Annotated in this window: 14 protein-coding genes and 1 tRNA gene; 8 read left to right on the top strand and 7 right to left on the bottom strand. The window is 70.6% G+C overall.

The genetic code is table 11. The features are described 5' to 3' along the window. Positions 1–7 precede the first annotated feature (7 nt). From ABZV06_RS07365 to ABZV06_RS07330, 8 genes are all read left to right on the top strand, one after another. A complete protein-coding gene (locus ABZV06_RS07365) occupies positions 8–604 on the top strand; it encodes a hypothetical protein (protein ID WP_355244556.1) in 597 nt (198 codons plus the stop codon). A gap of 144 nt (positions 605–748) precedes the next feature. Then, entirely contained in the window at positions 749–1,432 is a 684-nt protein-coding gene (locus tag ABZV06_RS07360) for a lytic polysaccharide monooxygenase (protein ID WP_355244553.1), read from the top strand. A gap of 824 nt (positions 1,433–2,256) precedes the next feature. Next, positions 2,257–3,297, top strand: coding sequence for an iron-containing redox enzyme family protein (locus ABZV06_RS07355; protein ID WP_355619393.1), 1,041 nt, complete (start codon positions 2,257–2,259; stop codon positions 3,295–3,297). Between the two features lie 77 nt (positions 3,298–3,374). Next, complete coding sequence (locus ABZV06_RS07350; RefSeq protein WP_355619390.1) at positions 3,375–4,082, top strand: 2OG-Fe dioxygenase family protein; 708 nt, start codon at positions 3,375–3,377, stop codon at positions 4,080–4,082. Between the two features lie 159 nt (positions 4,083–4,241). Next, on the top strand, positions 4,242–5,141 hold the full coding sequence (gene dapF, locus ABZV06_RS07345; protein ID WP_355619387.1) for a diaminopimelate epimerase: 900 nt from the start codon (positions 4,242–4,244) through the stop codon (positions 5,139–5,141). Beyond that, positions 5,138–7,219: a molybdopterin-dependent oxidoreductase gene (locus tag ABZV06_RS07340; protein ID WP_355619384.1), complete on the top strand. Its 2,082-nt coding sequence runs from the start codon at positions 5,138–5,140 to the stop codon at positions 7,217–7,219. Before dapF ends, ABZV06_RS07340 begins: the two co-directional genes overlap by 4 nt. A 21-nt stretch (positions 7,220–7,240) precedes the next feature. Next, positions 7,241–8,230: an aldo/keto reductase family protein gene (locus tag ABZV06_RS07335; protein ID WP_355619381.1), complete on the top strand. Its 990-nt coding sequence runs from the start codon at positions 7,241–7,243 to the stop codon at positions 8,228–8,230. A gap of 27 nt (positions 8,231–8,257) precedes the next feature. Next, on the top strand, positions 8,258–9,403 hold the full coding sequence (locus ABZV06_RS07330) for an aminotransferase class I/II-fold pyridoxal phosphate-dependent enzyme (protein WP_355619378.1): 1,146 nt from the start codon (positions 8,258–8,260) through the stop codon (positions 9,401–9,403). Between the two features lie 69 nt (positions 9,404–9,472). Here the strand turns inward: ABZV06_RS07330 and ABZV06_RS07325 are convergent, their stop codons facing one another. The 7 genes from ABZV06_RS07325 to ABZV06_RS07295 form a co-directional block, all read right to left on the bottom strand. After that, positions 9,473–10,447, bottom strand: coding sequence for a DMT family transporter (locus ABZV06_RS07325; protein WP_355619376.1), 975 nt, complete (start codon positions 10,445–10,447; stop codon positions 9,473–9,475). Positions 10,448–10,625: 178 nt separating this feature from the next. Beyond that, a complete protein-coding gene (locus tag ABZV06_RS07320) occupies positions 10,626–11,345 on the bottom strand; it encodes a LysE family translocator (RefSeq protein ID WP_355244528.1) in 720 nt (239 codons plus the stop codon). A 254-nt stretch (positions 11,346–11,599) separates the two neighbouring features. Then, a tRNA-Ala gene (locus ABZV06_RS07315) sits at positions 11,600–11,676 on the bottom strand. 433 nt (positions 11,677–12,109) lie between these two features. Continuing rightward, positions 12,110–12,889 carry a hypothetical protein gene (locus ABZV06_RS07310; RefSeq protein ID WP_355244525.1) on the bottom strand — a complete coding sequence of 260 codons (780 nt, stop codon included), beginning with the start codon at positions 12,887–12,889 and terminating at the stop codon, positions 12,110–12,112. A 179-nt stretch (positions 12,890–13,068) separates the two neighbouring features. Further along, positions 13,069–13,719 carry a GNAT family protein gene (locus ABZV06_RS07305; RefSeq protein WP_355619374.1) on the bottom strand — a complete coding sequence of 217 codons (651 nt, stop codon included), beginning with the start codon at positions 13,717–13,719 and terminating at the stop codon, positions 13,069–13,071. 70 nt (positions 13,720–13,789) lie between these two features. After that, positions 13,790–15,103 carry a gephyrin-like molybdotransferase Glp gene (gene glp, locus ABZV06_RS07300; protein WP_355244519.1) on the bottom strand — a complete coding sequence of 438 codons (1,314 nt, stop codon included), beginning with the start codon at positions 15,101–15,103 and terminating at the stop codon, positions 13,790–13,792. Then, positions 15,100–16,062, bottom strand: a complete 963-nt coding sequence (locus ABZV06_RS07295) for a UTP--glucose-1-phosphate uridylyltransferase (RefSeq protein WP_355244516.1) — start codon at positions 16,060–16,062, stop codon at positions 15,100–15,102. The genes glp and ABZV06_RS07295 overlap by 4 nt, the downstream gene beginning before the upstream one ends. Between the last annotated feature and the right edge of the window lie 6 nt (positions 16,063–16,068).

Raw genomic sequence — 16,068 nt, 5'->3', positions numbered from 1 at the left:
GGCAGTCATGAGTTCCCAGGAGAGTGTCGAGAGTGCCGCGACTGCCGAGAGGTGGTACCGGCACCGCCTGGTGTGGGTGGTGGTGATCCTGCTGGCGGTGTCGGCGGGCACGTTCGTCCTGGTCAGGCGGTCAGGCCGAGAGGCGGAGCCGGCGGATCTGCAAGCACAGATCACAGCCCGCATGCGTACCACCCTCGAACAGGCGGACCCGGGGCAGCACAACCATGCCGGCCACGGTGCCCAGCAGGCGGCCACCGAGAGCAAGCCGCCGGTGATCTGCGGAGTCCGCGTCTACGGCTACGAGCCGAGCGACGCCGCCGCACTCGCCGACGTACGGACCGTCTACGGCTTCCACCTCTGCGGAATCGCCGAGAAGAAGCGCCCCTGGGACGTGGCGGTCAAGCTGGCCGGCCCGCTGATCATGGACATGTCCACCAACCCTCCGGGGATCCAGGTGGTCGAGGCGACAGCCGACGTCATGTTCGTCGACCGGCTACGGGAGATGTTTCCGGACAAGTACGAGGAGTTGGCGCTCAAGGAGGCGCTGACCCAGTCGGAGATGGCCGACCAGCGTCGCCGGTACGACGCCGCAGCCGACCTCTGACCAGATCCCTCCGGTCGACGGGACCACCCTGACCACCTCATATCCCGTTTTAGATAGATCAGCATTGATATTTAGACACATGGATGTAACAGTGGGTTTGGGAGCGTTCCCACTTCGATCACCCCGAGGAACGGAGGATGAACCGTGCGTTCACCCAAGTCCGATCAATCCGGCGGACGACCCCGGTCAACCGCCCGTCGGTCACTTCAGGCGCTCGTCCTGCTGTTCGCCATGGTGGCCGGTACGTTGCCCTCGATCGGCGCGGCCCAGGCACACGGCACCGTCATCGGCCCGGCGACCCGCGCGTACCAGTGCTGGAAGACCTGGGGCAACCAGCACACGAACCCGGCCATGCAGCAGCAGGACCCGATGTGTTATCGGGCGTTCCAGGCCAACCCCGACACCATGTGGAACTGGATGAGCCAGCTGCGCGACGGTCTCGCCGGCCAGTTCCAGGCCCGCACCCCGGACGGGCAACTGTGCAGCAACGCGCTCTCCCGGAACGACTCGCTCAACCAGCCGGGAGCGTGGAAGTCGACAGCTGTCAGCCGCAACCTGACGGTCCAGATGTACGACCAGGCCAGCCACGGTGCTGACTACTTCCAGGTCTACGTCTCGAAGCAGGGGTTCAACCCGGCCACCCAGAAACTCGGCTGGGGCAACCTGGACCTGATCGCGACGACCGGGCGTTACGCGCCCGCACAGAACATCTCGTTCAACGTCTCGATCCCGTCCTCGCGCAGCGGGAACCACATCCTGTTCGTGCTGTGGAAGGCGTCGCACATGGACCAGACCTACATGTGGTGCAGCGACATCACCGTCAGCTGACGGCAGGACCCGGCATGCAGCAGAGGCGGTTCCCGGTGACCCGGGAGCCGCCTTTGCTGTGCTTCGCTGCTTATCACTGATGGCCACGGGGGCCCATGTCGCAGGCCCGGCCGGCGCGGTGACCCGGGCCCGCCGCGGATGTAAACATCGATGTAAAAATTGAAACAACGTATTCATTGCCGATGTTTGCCCAGCGGCGAACACCCAGTGAAATTCCGGCGTCGACGCGCGTGGCGGGGTCCATTCGGCGGGTCGACCGTCGCACCGGATGCCTACCTGATCGGATCATCGCGACCCCGAAAATGGACTCCGCATACCATATTCTGGGACGGTAATTCAGCCTCGACAACACCCGATGAGCACGAATTCCACGCTCCTCAGACGACCCACAGACGGCACTGTCGGCAATATTTTCCTGAATCTCACCTCGACAGCGGTCAATGTCCTCAGTAGGGTGACTCCTTGTGATCGGGGGACCACTCCTCGACGCATGCACGGGGAGTGTCGTCAACGGGGCCGTCCGCTCTCAGAATCATCACTTTCTGCGACTGCCGATCCAGATCATCCCGAAGCTGCGGCCACGCCACCGGACCGCCCGGTGGCCGGTACGCCGTGCCGCCTTGTCGGATGCGCCGTCCTCACCACTCGTCGGTCCGCCGCCACCCTGGGTGCGCGGGGTGACCTTGCGCGTCGGTCCAGGGTGCATCCCTGCGTGCGGCGGGTCGGGATGCGGGCGCGGCAGCGCGGCGGGACTCGTCGTCCCACGCACACGCAAGCTCGCGCACACCGTTCACGTGGCTATACCAGCACCAGGGGGAGGTTCAGTGCCCATCGTCAGTGACCGGCTCCGGTTCGCCGCCGGGCCGACATCGGCAACCGATGTGGTGGAACAGATCAGTTCGTGGTTCGCGGTTCCCGCGGACAAGGTCGACGAGGACCTGCGGCACGACCGGGAACGCATCCTGTCGGCCGTTCGTACGATCAACGACCGCGCCGCAGCCAACGAGCCCGACGCTCTGTACCACCAGCAACTGCTGCTCGCCCGGATCTACGCCCTGATCACCGCGCTGCCCGACGGCGCGACGGCCGAGGGCTCGGTGATCATCCACGAGGTGACCCGCCTGCTGGAGCAGGCCACCATCGAGGCCGAGGACAGCTGGATCGAACCGGCTGTCTACGACGCCATGCCCGGCCCGGGTCAGCCGTTCCTGTCCTGGTTGAAGGGGGTCGCGCGGCAACACCCGGTGTTCAAGCACCCGTACTACGTCGACTTCATCAACCACCGTGCCAGCTCCGCCGACCTGCGCACGTACGTCATCCAGGAGTCCCTGGTAGACGGACGGTTCGACGACCTGCTCGCCATGATGCAGGTCGGCACGAGCGGCGCGGCCAAGATGGAGATCGCGGAGAACTTCTGGGACGAGATGGGCAACGGCAACCCGGCCGAGGTCCACACCCACCTGTTCAACAAGATCTACGACGTTTTCGACATCTCCGACGAGGAGTTGGAGAGCGCGATGACCGCCGACGACCTGCTGGCCGGAAACCTCGCGGTGCTGCTCTGCCGGTACCGGCAGTTCTACCCGGAGGCGGTCGGCTTCCTCGGCATGACCGAGTGGCTGGTGCCGGACCGGTTCCAGAACGTCGTCCGGGCCTGGGAGCGCCTCGGCCTGCCGGAGGTCGGCATCACCTACCACCGCCTGCACATCACGATCGATTCCAAGCACGCCGCCGGCTGGTTCCACAACATCGTCGTCCCGGCAAGCGAGTCGCCGCAGATGCGCCGGGGGATCGCCCGCGGTTCGCTCTGGCGGATGAACTCGTCCGCCCGGCACCTCGACGAGCGGCTGGCCCGCGCGGCCTGACCTGGTGATCGAGGCGCCGCCGCGCCCCGCCACCAGCATCTGCGGCGACACCCGTACCCGAAGCGAAAGGGAACGACATGCCAATCACCGACGAAGGGTTCAAGCTCGTCGAGCTTCCGCCGGTCACCGAAGAGGTCCTGGCCAGCTACGACCGCTGCCCGCCCGACCCGTACATGGGCAACCTGACCCGCTACAAGCGGTTCTCCCAGTACCGCGTGTCGCACAAGGGCGACGACGGGTGGCAGTTCGAGAAGCTGCCGCACCGCGCGTACACCGCCTTCAAGAAGTTCAACTCGATCGGCGGCGGGATGCGGCGGCCGTACGAGCCGCTGGAGGCGGACCTGATCCCGTGGGCCAGGTTCGGCATCGAGTCGATCCCGCTGGACCCCTCGGAGGACTGGCAGCTCAACGTGCACCAGAACCGCAGCCGGGCCACGCTGGAGAAGCCGGGCCAGCTCACCCCGGAGGGCATCCACCAGGACGGCCACGAGTACGTCATGATCGCCATCCTGCGCCGGCACAATGTCGTCGGCGGCGAGACGCGGCTGTGGCGGCCGGACGCCAGCGAGCCGTTCTGGACCGGCACCCTCAATCCCGGCCAGGCCCTGCTGCTCGACGACCGGGCGATCCTGCACGACGTCACCGACATCGAGCCCGAGAACGGCCAGCCCGGCCTTCGGGACATCCTGATCGTCGCCTGCTCCCGTTGGCGGGAGAAGTGGTACGGCGAGGAGCACGACGCCGCCGTGCTGGCCGACGGCGAGCCGGTCGTCTCGGCGATGTGAGCGCGTCCGCCGGATGAGGCCGTCCGCCGTGGTCCGGTCGAAACACCGGGCCACGGCGGCCCGCCGGGCGGGCGGATCATCCACGCGGCGGGCCCATCGGACGGACCCGCCAGCGGGCAAGCGGACCACCGGCTCGCCGCCGGACAGACGGGAGCGAGGATGAGCGACTTCGTCAAGTACCACGCGCTCGGCAACGACTACCTGGTCGTCGACCCCCGACGGCTGGACATCGCGCGGACCGGCGACACCGCCCGACTGCTCTGCGACCGCCGGTACGGGGTCGGCGCCGACGGCCTGCTCGTCGGCCCGGTCGGCCAGGTGGTCCCGGGCGAACCCGTCGACCTGCTGATCTTCAACGCGGACGGCAGCCCGTGCGGCCGCAGCGGCAACGGCATCCGGATCTTCGCCAGTCACCTGCTCGACCGGGAACCACAACTCGGCCGCGGGCCGGCCGGCAACCAGGTCACCGTCCGCACCCGCGGCGGCACGTCCCGGGTGGAGATCCGCGATCCGGGTGCCGGCACGGTCCGGATCGCCACCGACGCGCCGGCCTTCAGCGTGGCCGACCCGAGCGCGACGGACCCCGCCGCCCGGCTGCTCCGCCCGCTTGTCGTCGGTGACCGGACCCTGCCCGTGGTTGCCCTCGACGACGGCAACCCGCACCTGGTGGTGCCTCTGCCGGCGGTGGACCGGGCGGTCGCCGGGGCGCTCGGCGAGCCGATCGCCGGCCACCCGGAGTTTCCCGGCCGGACCAACGTGGAGTTCCTGCGGGTCGTGGACCGTTCCACGATCGAGATCGAGGTCTGGGAGCGCGGAGCCGGTTACACCACCGCGTCGGGCAGCGGCGCCTGCGCCGCCGCCGGTGCGGCCCACGCGCTCGGCCTGGTCGACGACCAGGTTGTCGTACACATGCCCGGCGGCACGGTCGAGGTCGGCATCGACGCCGACGGCACGGTCACCCTCACCGGGCCGGTCCGCGAGGTGTTCGCCGGTGAGCTGAGTGGCGACCTGATCGCCCGGGTCACCGCCGAGGAACGGGAAACGGAGCGGATCGGATGACGCAAACGCGTGAGGTCGTCGGGGGATGCCCGCTGGACTGTCCGGACGGATGTAGCTGGAAGGTCACCGTGACCGACGGGAAGGCCGTGCGGCTGCGCGGCAACCCGGACCATCCGTACACGCGGGGCACGCTCTGCGTGAAAGTCAATCAGTACCTCGACCACGTCGCCTCCCCGGACCGGCTGCTGTACCCGATGCGCCGGACCGGCCCCAAGGGCTCCGGCCGATTCACCCGGATCGGCTGGGACGAGGCGCTGACCGAGATCGCCGACCAGCTCGACCGGATCGTGCGGGAGAGCGGTGGTGAAGCCATCTGGCCTTACCAGGGCACCGGCAACCTGGGCTTCCTCCAGGGTTTGCAGGGCCGGGCCGGTGCCCGGCTGTGGCATGTGCTCGGCGCCTCCCGGCACGAGATGACCATCTGTTCGATCGCCGGGCTGCACGGCACCACGTACGCCACCGGCACCAGCCGGGGCATCGATCCGGAGTCGATGGCGCACGCCCGGCTGATCCTGCTCTGGGGTGCCAACACCCTCACCACCAGCCACCACCTCTGGCGCTTCGTCGACCAGGCCCGCCGCGCCGGCGCACACGTGGTGGTCATCGACCCGGTACGGACCCGGACCGCGCGGCAGGCCGACGAGCACATCGCCCCGCTGCCCGGCACCGACGCGGCCCTCGCCCTGGGCCTGCTGCACGTGGTGCTCGCCGAGGGCGCCGAGGACCGCGACTACCTGGAGCGGTACACCCTCGGCTGGCCCGAGTTCCGGGATCGGATCCTGGAGTACCCGCCGGACCGGGTCGCCGCGATCACCGGCCTCACCGAGGAACAGATCGTCACCCTGGGCCGGCGGCTGGCGCACACCCGACCCACCGCGATCCGGGCCGGCATCGGCGTGCAGCGGCACGCCGGTGGCGGCGAGGTGCTGCGGATGCTGGCGTGCCTGGTCGGCGTCACCGGCGACTGGCAGTACCCGGGCGGCGGGCTGGCGTTCTCGACCGACGGCTACTTCGGCGGCGACCGGGACGCGCTGGCCCGCCCCGACCTGCTCACCCGGCCGGTCCGCGCCCTGTCCATGACCCGGCTCGCGGAAACCCTGCTCGACGTGGACGACCCTCCGGTTCGGGCGCTCGTCGTGTACGGCTCCAATCCGGTCGCCAGCGCACCCGACCAGAACCGAATCCGCCGGGCGCTGACCCGGCCGGACCTGTTCACGGTGGTCCTCGACCACTTCCCGACCGACACCGTCGACTACGCCGACATCGTGCTGCCGGCCACCATGCAGACCGAACACCTGGACGTGCTCGACGGGTACGGGCACATGTACATCACCTGGAACGAACCGGCCGTGCCGCCGCCCGGTGAGTGCCTGTCCACCACCGAGACGTTCCGCCGGCTGGCCCGGCACCTCGGGCTGACCGAACCCAGCCTGTACGACTCCGATGAGGAGTTGGCCGGGCAACTGCTGGCCACCGACGATCCGTCACTGGCCGGGATCAGCATGGAACGGCTGCGCACCGAGGGCTGGGCACGGCTGAACTACGAGCCGGCGTTCCTGCCCTTCGCGGACGGCTTTCCCACCCCGTCCGGCCGGCTGGAGTTCCACTCCGAGCGGGCCGCCGCGGACGGGCTCGACCCGCTGGTCGGGTACGTCCCGCCGAAGGAGCCGAACGACCCGGACCTGTCCCGACGCTTCCCGCTGACCCTGATCGCGGGTGCCGGACACTTCTTCGTCAACACGGTCTTCGGCAACAAGCCGGAACTCGTCCGCCGGGCCGGCGGGCCCCGGATCGTCCTGCACCCGGACGACGCCGGGCCGCGCGGGCTCGTCGACGGCGGCCAGGCGCGGATCTTCAACGACCGGGGCGCGTTCACCGCGACGATGAGCGTGGACGCGGACCACGTCCGGCCCGGGGTGGTCGCGACGACAAAGGGCCACTGGCTCAAGCTCAGCGGCGGCGCCGGGGTGAACGCCACGGTGGACGAGCGGGACTCGGACATGGGCGGCGGCACCGTCTTCCACGACAACCGGGTGCAGATCGAACCCGTCGTACCCGGGGACGTCGAACCATCGTGACCAGAGAGTAGGAGACCGTCCATGGAGTTCCGCGCACTCGGTCGCAGCGGCCTTCGGGTCAGCGAGATCGCGTACGGCAACTGGCTGACCCACGGCTCGCAGATCGACGTCGACACCGCGCGGGCCTGCGTGGCGGCGGCACTCGGCGAGGGGATCACCACTTTCGACACGGCCGACGTGTACGCGGGTACCCGGGCCGAGGCGGTGCTCGGCGAGGCGCTGACCGGGGTACGCCGGGAGTCGCTGGTGCTGTGCACCAAGGTGTACTTCCCGACCGGTCCAGGCCCCAACGACCAGGGACTGTCCCGCAAGCACATCGTCGAGTCGCTGCACGCCTCGCTGCGCCGGCTGCGCACCGACTACGTGGACGTCTACTACGCGCACCGGTTCGACCACGCCACCCCGCTCGTCGAGACGCTGCGCGCGTTCGACGACCTGGTCCGCCAGGGCAAGGTGCTCTACCTCGGGGTGTCCGAGTGGACCGCGGAGCAGATCGTCACCGCCCGGCGGCTGGCCGAGGACCTGGGCCTGACCGCGTTCGTCGCGAACCAACCGCAGTACAACATGCTGTGGCGGGTGATCGAGGGCGAGGTGGTACCGGCCTGCGAGAAGGCCGGCATGAGCCAGGTCGTCTTCTCACCGCTGGCCCAGGGCGTGCTCAGCGGCAAGTACCGGTCCGACGGGCCGGCGCCGGAGGGCTCCCGCGCGCTGGACGCGAACGGCGCCGACTGGGTCGGCCCGTACCTGCGGCCGGAGGTGCTGGAGCGGGTGGCGGCGCTGCGTCCGCTGGCCGCCGAGGCCGGACTGACCACGGCCCAGCTCGCGGTCGCGTGGACGTTGAACAATCCGAACGTGGCGGCGGCGGTGATCGGGGCGTCCCGGCCGGAGCAGATCCGGGAGAACGTCGCGGCGGTCGGGGTACGGCTCGACCCGTCGCTGCTCCGGCGGATCGACGAGACCCTCGGCGACGTGGTCGAGCGTGATCCCGGGAGGACGGAAAGCGCCGTCTGAGCGGCCACCGAGGAGAATCGAGGCCCCATGAGTTTCGAACCGTTCGCGCTTGTCGAGTGGCAGTCCCGGTACGAGCCCTCGGCCGAGTACACGCTGGCGGACAGCAGTTGCCAGCCGGTACGGCTGCGGGAGTTCGTGACCTGGGCGGACGCCGACCGGTTGCTCGACGGCCGCCAGCACTACCCGTCCGTGCGTGGTACCCCGGCGCTACGCGAGCTGATTGCCGACTGGCAGGGCTGCCGGCCGGAGGAGGTGCTGGTCACCGTCGGTGCGGCCGAGGCGAACACCCTGATCATGGACGCGCTGGTCGGGCCGGACGACCACGTGGTGCTGATGGAACCCGGTTACCGGCAGGTGTGGGGTTTGGCCCGCAACACCGGCGCGAAGATCGACACCTGCGCGCTGGACGAGGAACGCGGGTGGCGAATCGACCTGGCCGCGCTGGAGAGCCTCGTCCGGCCGGACACCAGGGCGATCGTCGTCACCAACCCGAACAACCCCACCGGCTCGGTGCTGTCCGCGCCGGAACGGGCGGCCCTGGTCGCGGTCGCCGCGCGCAACGGCGCCTGGCTGGTCGTGGACGAGGTGCACCGGGGTACCGAACTCGACCTCGACACGGTCACCCCGACCCTGTGGGGCGGGTACGACCGGGTGATCTGTGTTGGCAGCCTGTCGAAGGCGTTCGCCCTGCCGGGGCTGCGGGTGGGCTGGATCGTCGCGCCGGCGGAGTTCCTCACCCGGGTGTGGCGCCGGCACGAGTACCTGACGGTCAGCACCGGGATGCTCGCCATGCAGGTCGCCGAGTTGGCCCTCGCCGACCCGACCCGGGACCGGCTGCTGGACCGCAACCGGCGGCTGATGCGCGCCGGCCGGTCCCTGCTGGTCGACTGGGTGGAGGCGCACCAGGAGCTGGTGTCGATCGTCCCGCCGACCGCGACCGCACTCGGTTTCGTCCGGTACCGCGCGCCGGTGACCAGCCTGGCGCTGGCGACCGCGCTGCGGGTGCGGGGTGGGGTGCTCGTCGGGGCCGGCGCCCACTTCGGCTGGGAGGGGCACTTCCGGGTGATCCATTCGCTGGATCCGGGGTACGTCTCGGCGGCGCTGGACCGGGTGGCGACGGTGCTGGCCGAGGGCGTCGAGGGTGTGCTGCCAAAGGACGTGGGACCCGGCTGACGCCGGTCGGCACCGCGGACGCGGGGTCCGCCCGGTGGGATGTCCAGCCGGGCGGACCCCGCGTCCGGCTCAGCCGGTCCGGGCCGGCGACGGCCGCCGGTCGCCGTCGGTCGCGTTCGCCGGCCGCGCCCCGTTGGCCCGTCGCTCGCCGAGCGTCAGCGCGACCACGGCGCCGAGCAGCACTACCGAGCCGACGGTGGCGGCCACGGTGAGCCGTTCGTCGAACCAGAGCACGGCGATCACGGCGGCGGTGACCGGCTCGATCAACGCGATCACCGACGCCGTCGTCGCCCGGACCGTGGCCAGCCCGGTGAAGAACAAGCTGTACGCGAGCGCTGTCGGCGCGAATCCCAGGTAGAAGACCAGACCCAGCGTCTGACCGACATCCCCCGAGGTGGGCAGCAGCCCTTCGAGCAGGGCCAGCGGGAGCAGGAACACCATTCCGACGGTGAACCCGCCCAGTGCCATGACCTGCGGGCTGCCGCCGCTGTCCCGGCCCAACTTGCGGTTGAGCAGTGTGACCCCGGCGTACCCGGCGGCGGACAGCAGCGCGCAGGCGAGCCCCAGCGCCGGTGCCGAGGCGGTGCTGGCGCTCCCGCCGCCGACCAGCAGAAGCAGCCCGACCAGGGCCATCGCCACGGTGGCGGCCCCAGCCCGGCCGAGCCGTTCACCCATCAGGAGGTGGGATCCGATGGCGATCAGGACCGGTCCGGATCCGAGGGTCACCACCGTCGCGACGGCCAGCCCGGCGTAGTCGACGGCGGCGAAGTAGGCGGTCTGGTAGACCGCCAACCCCACCCCTGTCGTCACCACCTGCTGCCAGCGCGGCCGGGCGAGGGTGCCGGTACGGCGGCGGAGCAGCAGGTGAGCGGCGGCGAGGAGCAGGACTCCACTGGCGAACCGCCAGAAGGAAACCGCCACGGGTCCCATGCCGCTGTTGTCGTAGAGGACGGCCGCCACGGCCCCGCCGGTCCCCCAGGCGACAGCCGCGACACAGATGTAGAAGATTCCACGCCCGACGGACGGGCGCACATCAGTACTCACACAGTTCTCCGAAGTCATCGCCACCCGGGCACCACAAACGCACCCGGGCTCAGGAAAGAGGGAGCCGGGTTGGAAAGGTGTCGTTACCGGTTCGCGGATGGTGGCGAGACAACGAAGAATGTCACCAGGACACCATACCGGCGTTCCCGGTGATCAGGCCGTCACACCGTGCCGTAGGTCAGTCCCGGACCAGCATCAGCCGAAGGGCCAGACCGACGAACACCGCCGAGGTGACCACGTTGAGCGCCTTGATGATCCGCCGGCTGCGGCGCAGCAACTGACCCGCGTGCCCGGCTGCAAGGCCGATCACGCCGTCGATCAGGAGGTCGATGACCACCAGGGTCAGGCCGAGGATGAGGAACTGGCCGGCGACGTTGCCGAGTTCCGGGTTGACGAACTGGGGCAGGAACGCGGCGTTGAACAGGATCACCTTCGGGTTGAGCAGGTTGACCACTGCCGCTTTGCGGAACGCCACCCAGCGGTTCACGCCGCCCGCCTCGCCGGCCGGCGCGGCCAGGGCCGTCTCGTTGCGTTCGAGGTACGTCTTGACGGCCAGGTAGACCAGATAGGCCGCGCCGGCCCAGCGGATCACGTCGTAGAGGAACGGTGCCACGGCGAAGATCGCGGCGAAGCCGAGGATGGCCGCCACCGCGTGCACGGCGAGGCCGGCCGCCACGCCCAGCGCGGCGGCGAATCCGGCCAGCGGGCCGCCGCTGACACCCATCGTGATGATGAATGCCATGTCAGGTCCCGGCACGATCACCAGAATCACGGCCGCCAACACGAATGCCTGGTAGAGCGACAGATCGATCACCGACATAGTATTCCATACCGGCGTGAACAGGTAGGCGTCGGCAATCCGTCCGCCCGTTCCCAGGATTTGGGCGGCTGGCTCCACAAGGAAACGAATGTTGAATTGTTGTCAGGCTATCGCAGGTCGGCCGGATCGGTTCACGCTGACGTTGACAGGTGGCGCTGGTGACGGCGCGATCTGACGACCGCGTCTCCTCCGACCCAGCGCGCACCAGCGCCTGACGCACCCCCAGCAAGACGGACCGGGTCGCGACGGCGCCGTCCTGCGGACAAGCAGCGGACAAATGATCAAGGGCGGGTCTCCGTCTTCCGGAGACCCGCCCTTGACCTGCTGTTTCTTGGTGGAGCTGAGGGGATTTGAACCCCTGACCCCCTCGATGCGAACGAGGTGCGCTACCAGTCTGCGCCACAGCCCCCCACCGGTTAACCGGCTTCGGTCCCACCCGGCTTGCACCGGGCGGGCCGGCAGCAAGGCTAACAGGTCGTTCGCCTCCACCGCGAATCCACCCCCGGTGCGCCGCCCGGCCAGCTCTGAGATCCACTCGACATCCAGGAAGTCGGGCCATCCCGGACGCCCGGACACCCCGCCTTCCGGGAAGCCGAGTCGATCAAGCTCGGCCGGCCTTCGCACGGCCTTGATCGACTCGACATCGCCGACGTGGGGGCATCATCGTGCGGTGACACCCCCATATCGGTGATCTGGGTTCGATCAAGCTCCCCCGACGGGGCCCCGTCGAGGGCCGACGCAAGCCCGGCCAGGCCCGGCAAGCCCGGCAAGCCCGGCAAGCCCGGTCAGGCCCGGCAAGCCCGGCCAGGCCCGAAAAGCCCGGCCAGGCCCGGCAAGCGCGGTCAGGCGCCGCGGCCGGCCTCGTAGGGGCGACCGCGCAGTCCGCCCGAGCGGCGGTACGAGACCGAGCCGCCGTTGACCGCCGCCGGCAGGTCGGAGGGCCGGTCGAGACCCATGGCGGCTCGGCGTACCCCCTCGCGTTGGGCCGCCAGACGACGCTGCGCCTCCCGGCGGGCCGCCGCGCGACGGGCCTGTTCGCGGCGGACCTCGGCCTGCCGGGCGGCCAGCCATGCCGCCTCCCGGGCCCGGGCGCGACGCCGGCGACGGGCGGCGAGGGCCCGCCGACGCAGGTGTACGACGTACACGGCCAGCAGCATGAACGTGACCGAGAAGCCGATCCAGAAGCCGGGGCTGACGAACAGCACGCCGATCAACTCGACGACGTTGAGCAGCAGCAGCGCGGCGAGCACGCGGCGTCGCCGGTACACGGCGGGGGCGTGCTGCCGGCGCGGTGGACGGCGGCGGGGACGCTTCGGCGCCGGCGGCACGGCGCGCAGCCGTCCGGATCGGCGGGCGGCCGGGGGCGCGGAGACCGGCACGGCCAACTTCCCCGTAGTCGCGTCCTCACTCAGGGTGACGACAAGCGAGCGTGGAGGGTGGACGGGCTGCCGTCCCGGCACAGTGCGACGCCGCCGACGGCGTTGGAGCACCCGCGCCGTCGACTGCGCCCGCTCCGCCACCAGCCGCTCTGTGGCGTCGTACCGACGAACAAGCGCCGGAGCCAGGGCGAGCAGGCCGGCGGCGGCGAGGACGGCGAGGAGCACCGAGGTCGGCACCCTCACCCCTCCCGTCACCGAATTCGGAGCAACCGCTCCCCGACCGCAGGATCTTTGACCAATCACGCCTGTGTGCGTGGATCGTCCGGCCGGTGAGCGCTTGCCGCAGCTTGCAGTTACTTGAGGTTACGGTGCACCGACCGGGTTGCCGCCACGCCGCGCCGATCCCGTCCGTGGGACAGCCTCTAGCGCGCGGTGGCGCGGATCCGGTGCCAACGGGCCAGCAGACCGCCCTCGGCGGCGACTTCCTCGCTCGTCATCGCGTATCCGATGTGGTCACGCCACGCACCGTCGATGTGCATGTAGCGCACGTGGTACGACTCCTCGCGGAAGCCCAACTTCTCCACCACCCGCCGCGACGGACGGTTCTCCGGCCGGATGTTGACCTCGACGCGGTGCAGCCCACCCGGGCCGAAAGCGTGGTCGACCGCGAGCGCGAGCGCGGTCGGGATGACACCCTGGCCGGCGACCCGGGCGTCGACCCAGTAGCCGACATAACCGGAGCAGAAGGCGCGGCGCACGATGCTGCCGATGTTGAGGTGCCCGACCAGACGGTCCCGGTCGGCCTCCCGCAGGCAGACAGCGAACGGCATCCCCTCACCCTCGCGTGCCGAGCGCCGCTGGTCACGGTGCACCCAGCGGAACGTGGCAGGCGAGTTCAGCTCGTCCCAGCCGCCCGGCAGCGACGACTCCCAGGGGGCCAGCCAGGCCTGGTTGGCCCGACGCACCTCCGACCACGCCGCCGCGTCGGAGCGCCGGTAGGGGCGCAACAACACCGGGCCGTCGACGAGCACCGCCGGCCATCCGGGCGCCCGGACTGGTCCGAAGAGACTCACCCGCACAGTCTCCCGCGCGGGACCGGTGCGCGCGCAAGTGGACCCACCAGATCCCGCCGACGAGCTGAGCTCACCGACGGCGGTCCAGCAGCAGGACGTCCACGGTGGACCCGGCGGCTGCGGTGGTGACCCGCTCGCCGAGCACCAGGAGCCCGTTCGCCTCGGCGAGGCCGGAGAGGGTGAAGGGCCCCCCGCGCAGCGGCTGCACGGTGTAACCGCCGCCGCGTCGTTCGGCGACGTGCGCGGGCCGGAACTCGCGCAGCCCACCCGGGGACGACACGGTCTCCAGCAGATGCGCCCGGACGCTGGGACGGAACACCGGCTCGGCGCCGGCGAGCAGTTGGATGGCGGGGCGGGCCAGCACCTCGAAGCCGATAAGCGCGGCGCCCGGGTCGCCGGGCAGGCAGACCACCGGTACCTCCTCGGCACCGACGGTGCCGAACCCGAGGGCGGTGCCGGGATAGAGCGCCACGTCGGTGAAGGTCACCGGTCCGGCCCGGCCACCCTCCCGGCGGGACAGGATCCGCCGGACCATGTCGCCGGGGCCGGTGCCGGTGCCACCGGTGGTGATGATCAAATCGGCCCGCAGGGTCTGGTCCTCCAGCAGCCCGCGCAGCCCCTCCGGGTCGTCGTCGCAGATGCCGACCCGGTACGCGAGCGCGCCCACCTCGGCCGCGGCGGCGGTCAGCGCGTGCGAGTTGGCGTCCACCACCTGACCGGGCTGGCTGCCGCGGCCCACGTCGACCAACTCGTCGCCGGTGGCCACGATGACCACCCGTGGACTGGGCCGCACCACGACGTGGCCGATGCCGGTGGCGGCGAACACCGCGACGAGGGCCGGGGAGACGTAGGTGCCGGCACGGGCGAGCAGGGTGCCGGCGGGCAGTTCCTCACCGGCGCGGCGGACGCCGTACCCTCGCTTGGGGCTGCGGAAGATCTCCACGGCGGCCATGCCCTGGTCCGTCCATTCCACCGGCACCACGACGTCCGCGGCGACCGGCAGCGGCGCCCCGGCGGCCACCGAGAAGCACGAGCCCGGAGTGAGCCGCACCGGCCGCCAGCTCGCCGCGCCGAGGTCGCCGACCACGTTGAGCCGGATGCTCCGCCCGCCGGGCGTGCCGGAGGGGGCCGGGACGTAGCTCGGGCCCCGGCCCCCTCCGGAAATGTCCTCCCAGCGGGCCGCGTACCCGTCCACGGCCGCCTGGTCGAAGGCCGGGAAGGCGTGCGGCGCGACGACGTCCTCGGCGAGGACGTTGCCGTGCGCCTGGGTGAGGTCGAGGTCGAGTGGCGGCAGCGCTCGCAACCTGCGCAGCACGCTGCCCAGGTAGTCGGCGAGCGGCGTCAACTCGTTCGCGGCCGCCTCGGCGTCGGCCGTCGCTGTCATGTACCAGATCCGCCTGCCGCGTCGGCCTTGACGAACTCGGCCAGCCAGGAGCGGAACTCGCTGCCGAGGTCCTCGCGCTCGGCGGCGATCTGCACGACCGTCTGGAGGTAACCCAGCGGCATGCCGGTGTCGTAGCGGGTGCCCCGGTAGACGATCGCGTGCACCGGGGTGCCCTCGGTGCGGAGCAACTCCATGGCGTCGGTCAACTGGATCTCGCCACCACTGCCCGGCTTGGTCCGCCGGATCGCGTCGAAGATGGTGCCCGGCAGCACGTACCGACCCAGCACGGCGAGGTTGCTCGGCGCGTCCTCCGGCTGTGGCTTCTCCACCATGCCGGTCACCTTGACGACCTCGCCGATGTCGGTCAGGTCGGCCTCGGCGGGCTCGACCGAGGCGATGCCGTACCGCTTGGTGTCGGCCGGGTCGACCTCGAAGAACGCGAGCACGACGCCACCGGTGCGGGCCTGCAACTCCAGCATGGCCGGCAGCAGCGGCTCGGACGGCTTCACGAACTCGTCGCCGAGCAGCACCGCGAAGCTCTGGTCGCCGACGTGGGACTCGGCGTACCCGATCGCGTGCCCGAGCCCGAGCTGCTCCGGCTGCCGGACGGTGTAGATCTCCGCCAGCTCACTGGGCCGGCGCACGGCCGCCAGCCGCTCGGCGTCGCCCTTCTCCTCCAGCCTGGTCTCCAGGTCGGGGCGTCGATCGAAGTGGTCCACCATCGACGTCTTACCCCGACCGGTGATCAGCAACACGTCGCCGATGCCGGCCTGGGTGGCCTCCTCGACGATGTACTGCAACACCGGCCGGTCGACGACCGGCAGCAGCTCCTTGGGAACCGCCTTGGTGGCCGGCAGGAAGCGGGTAGCCAGTCCGGCGGCCGGGATGACGGCCTTGACCGCCAGGGGACGGCCGGTTGCGGCGACCGTCGCTGAGGGGTTCGCTGAGTGCTCCGACATGCCGCG

This window comes from Micromonospora sp. NPDC005172 (assembly GCF_040608555.1).
Lineage (GTDB): Bacteria > Actinomycetota > Actinomycetes > Mycobacteriales > Micromonosporaceae > Micromonospora.
The sequence above is the reverse complement of the archived record's forward strand: the minus strand, read 5'-3'. Positions and strand labels throughout refer to the sequence as shown.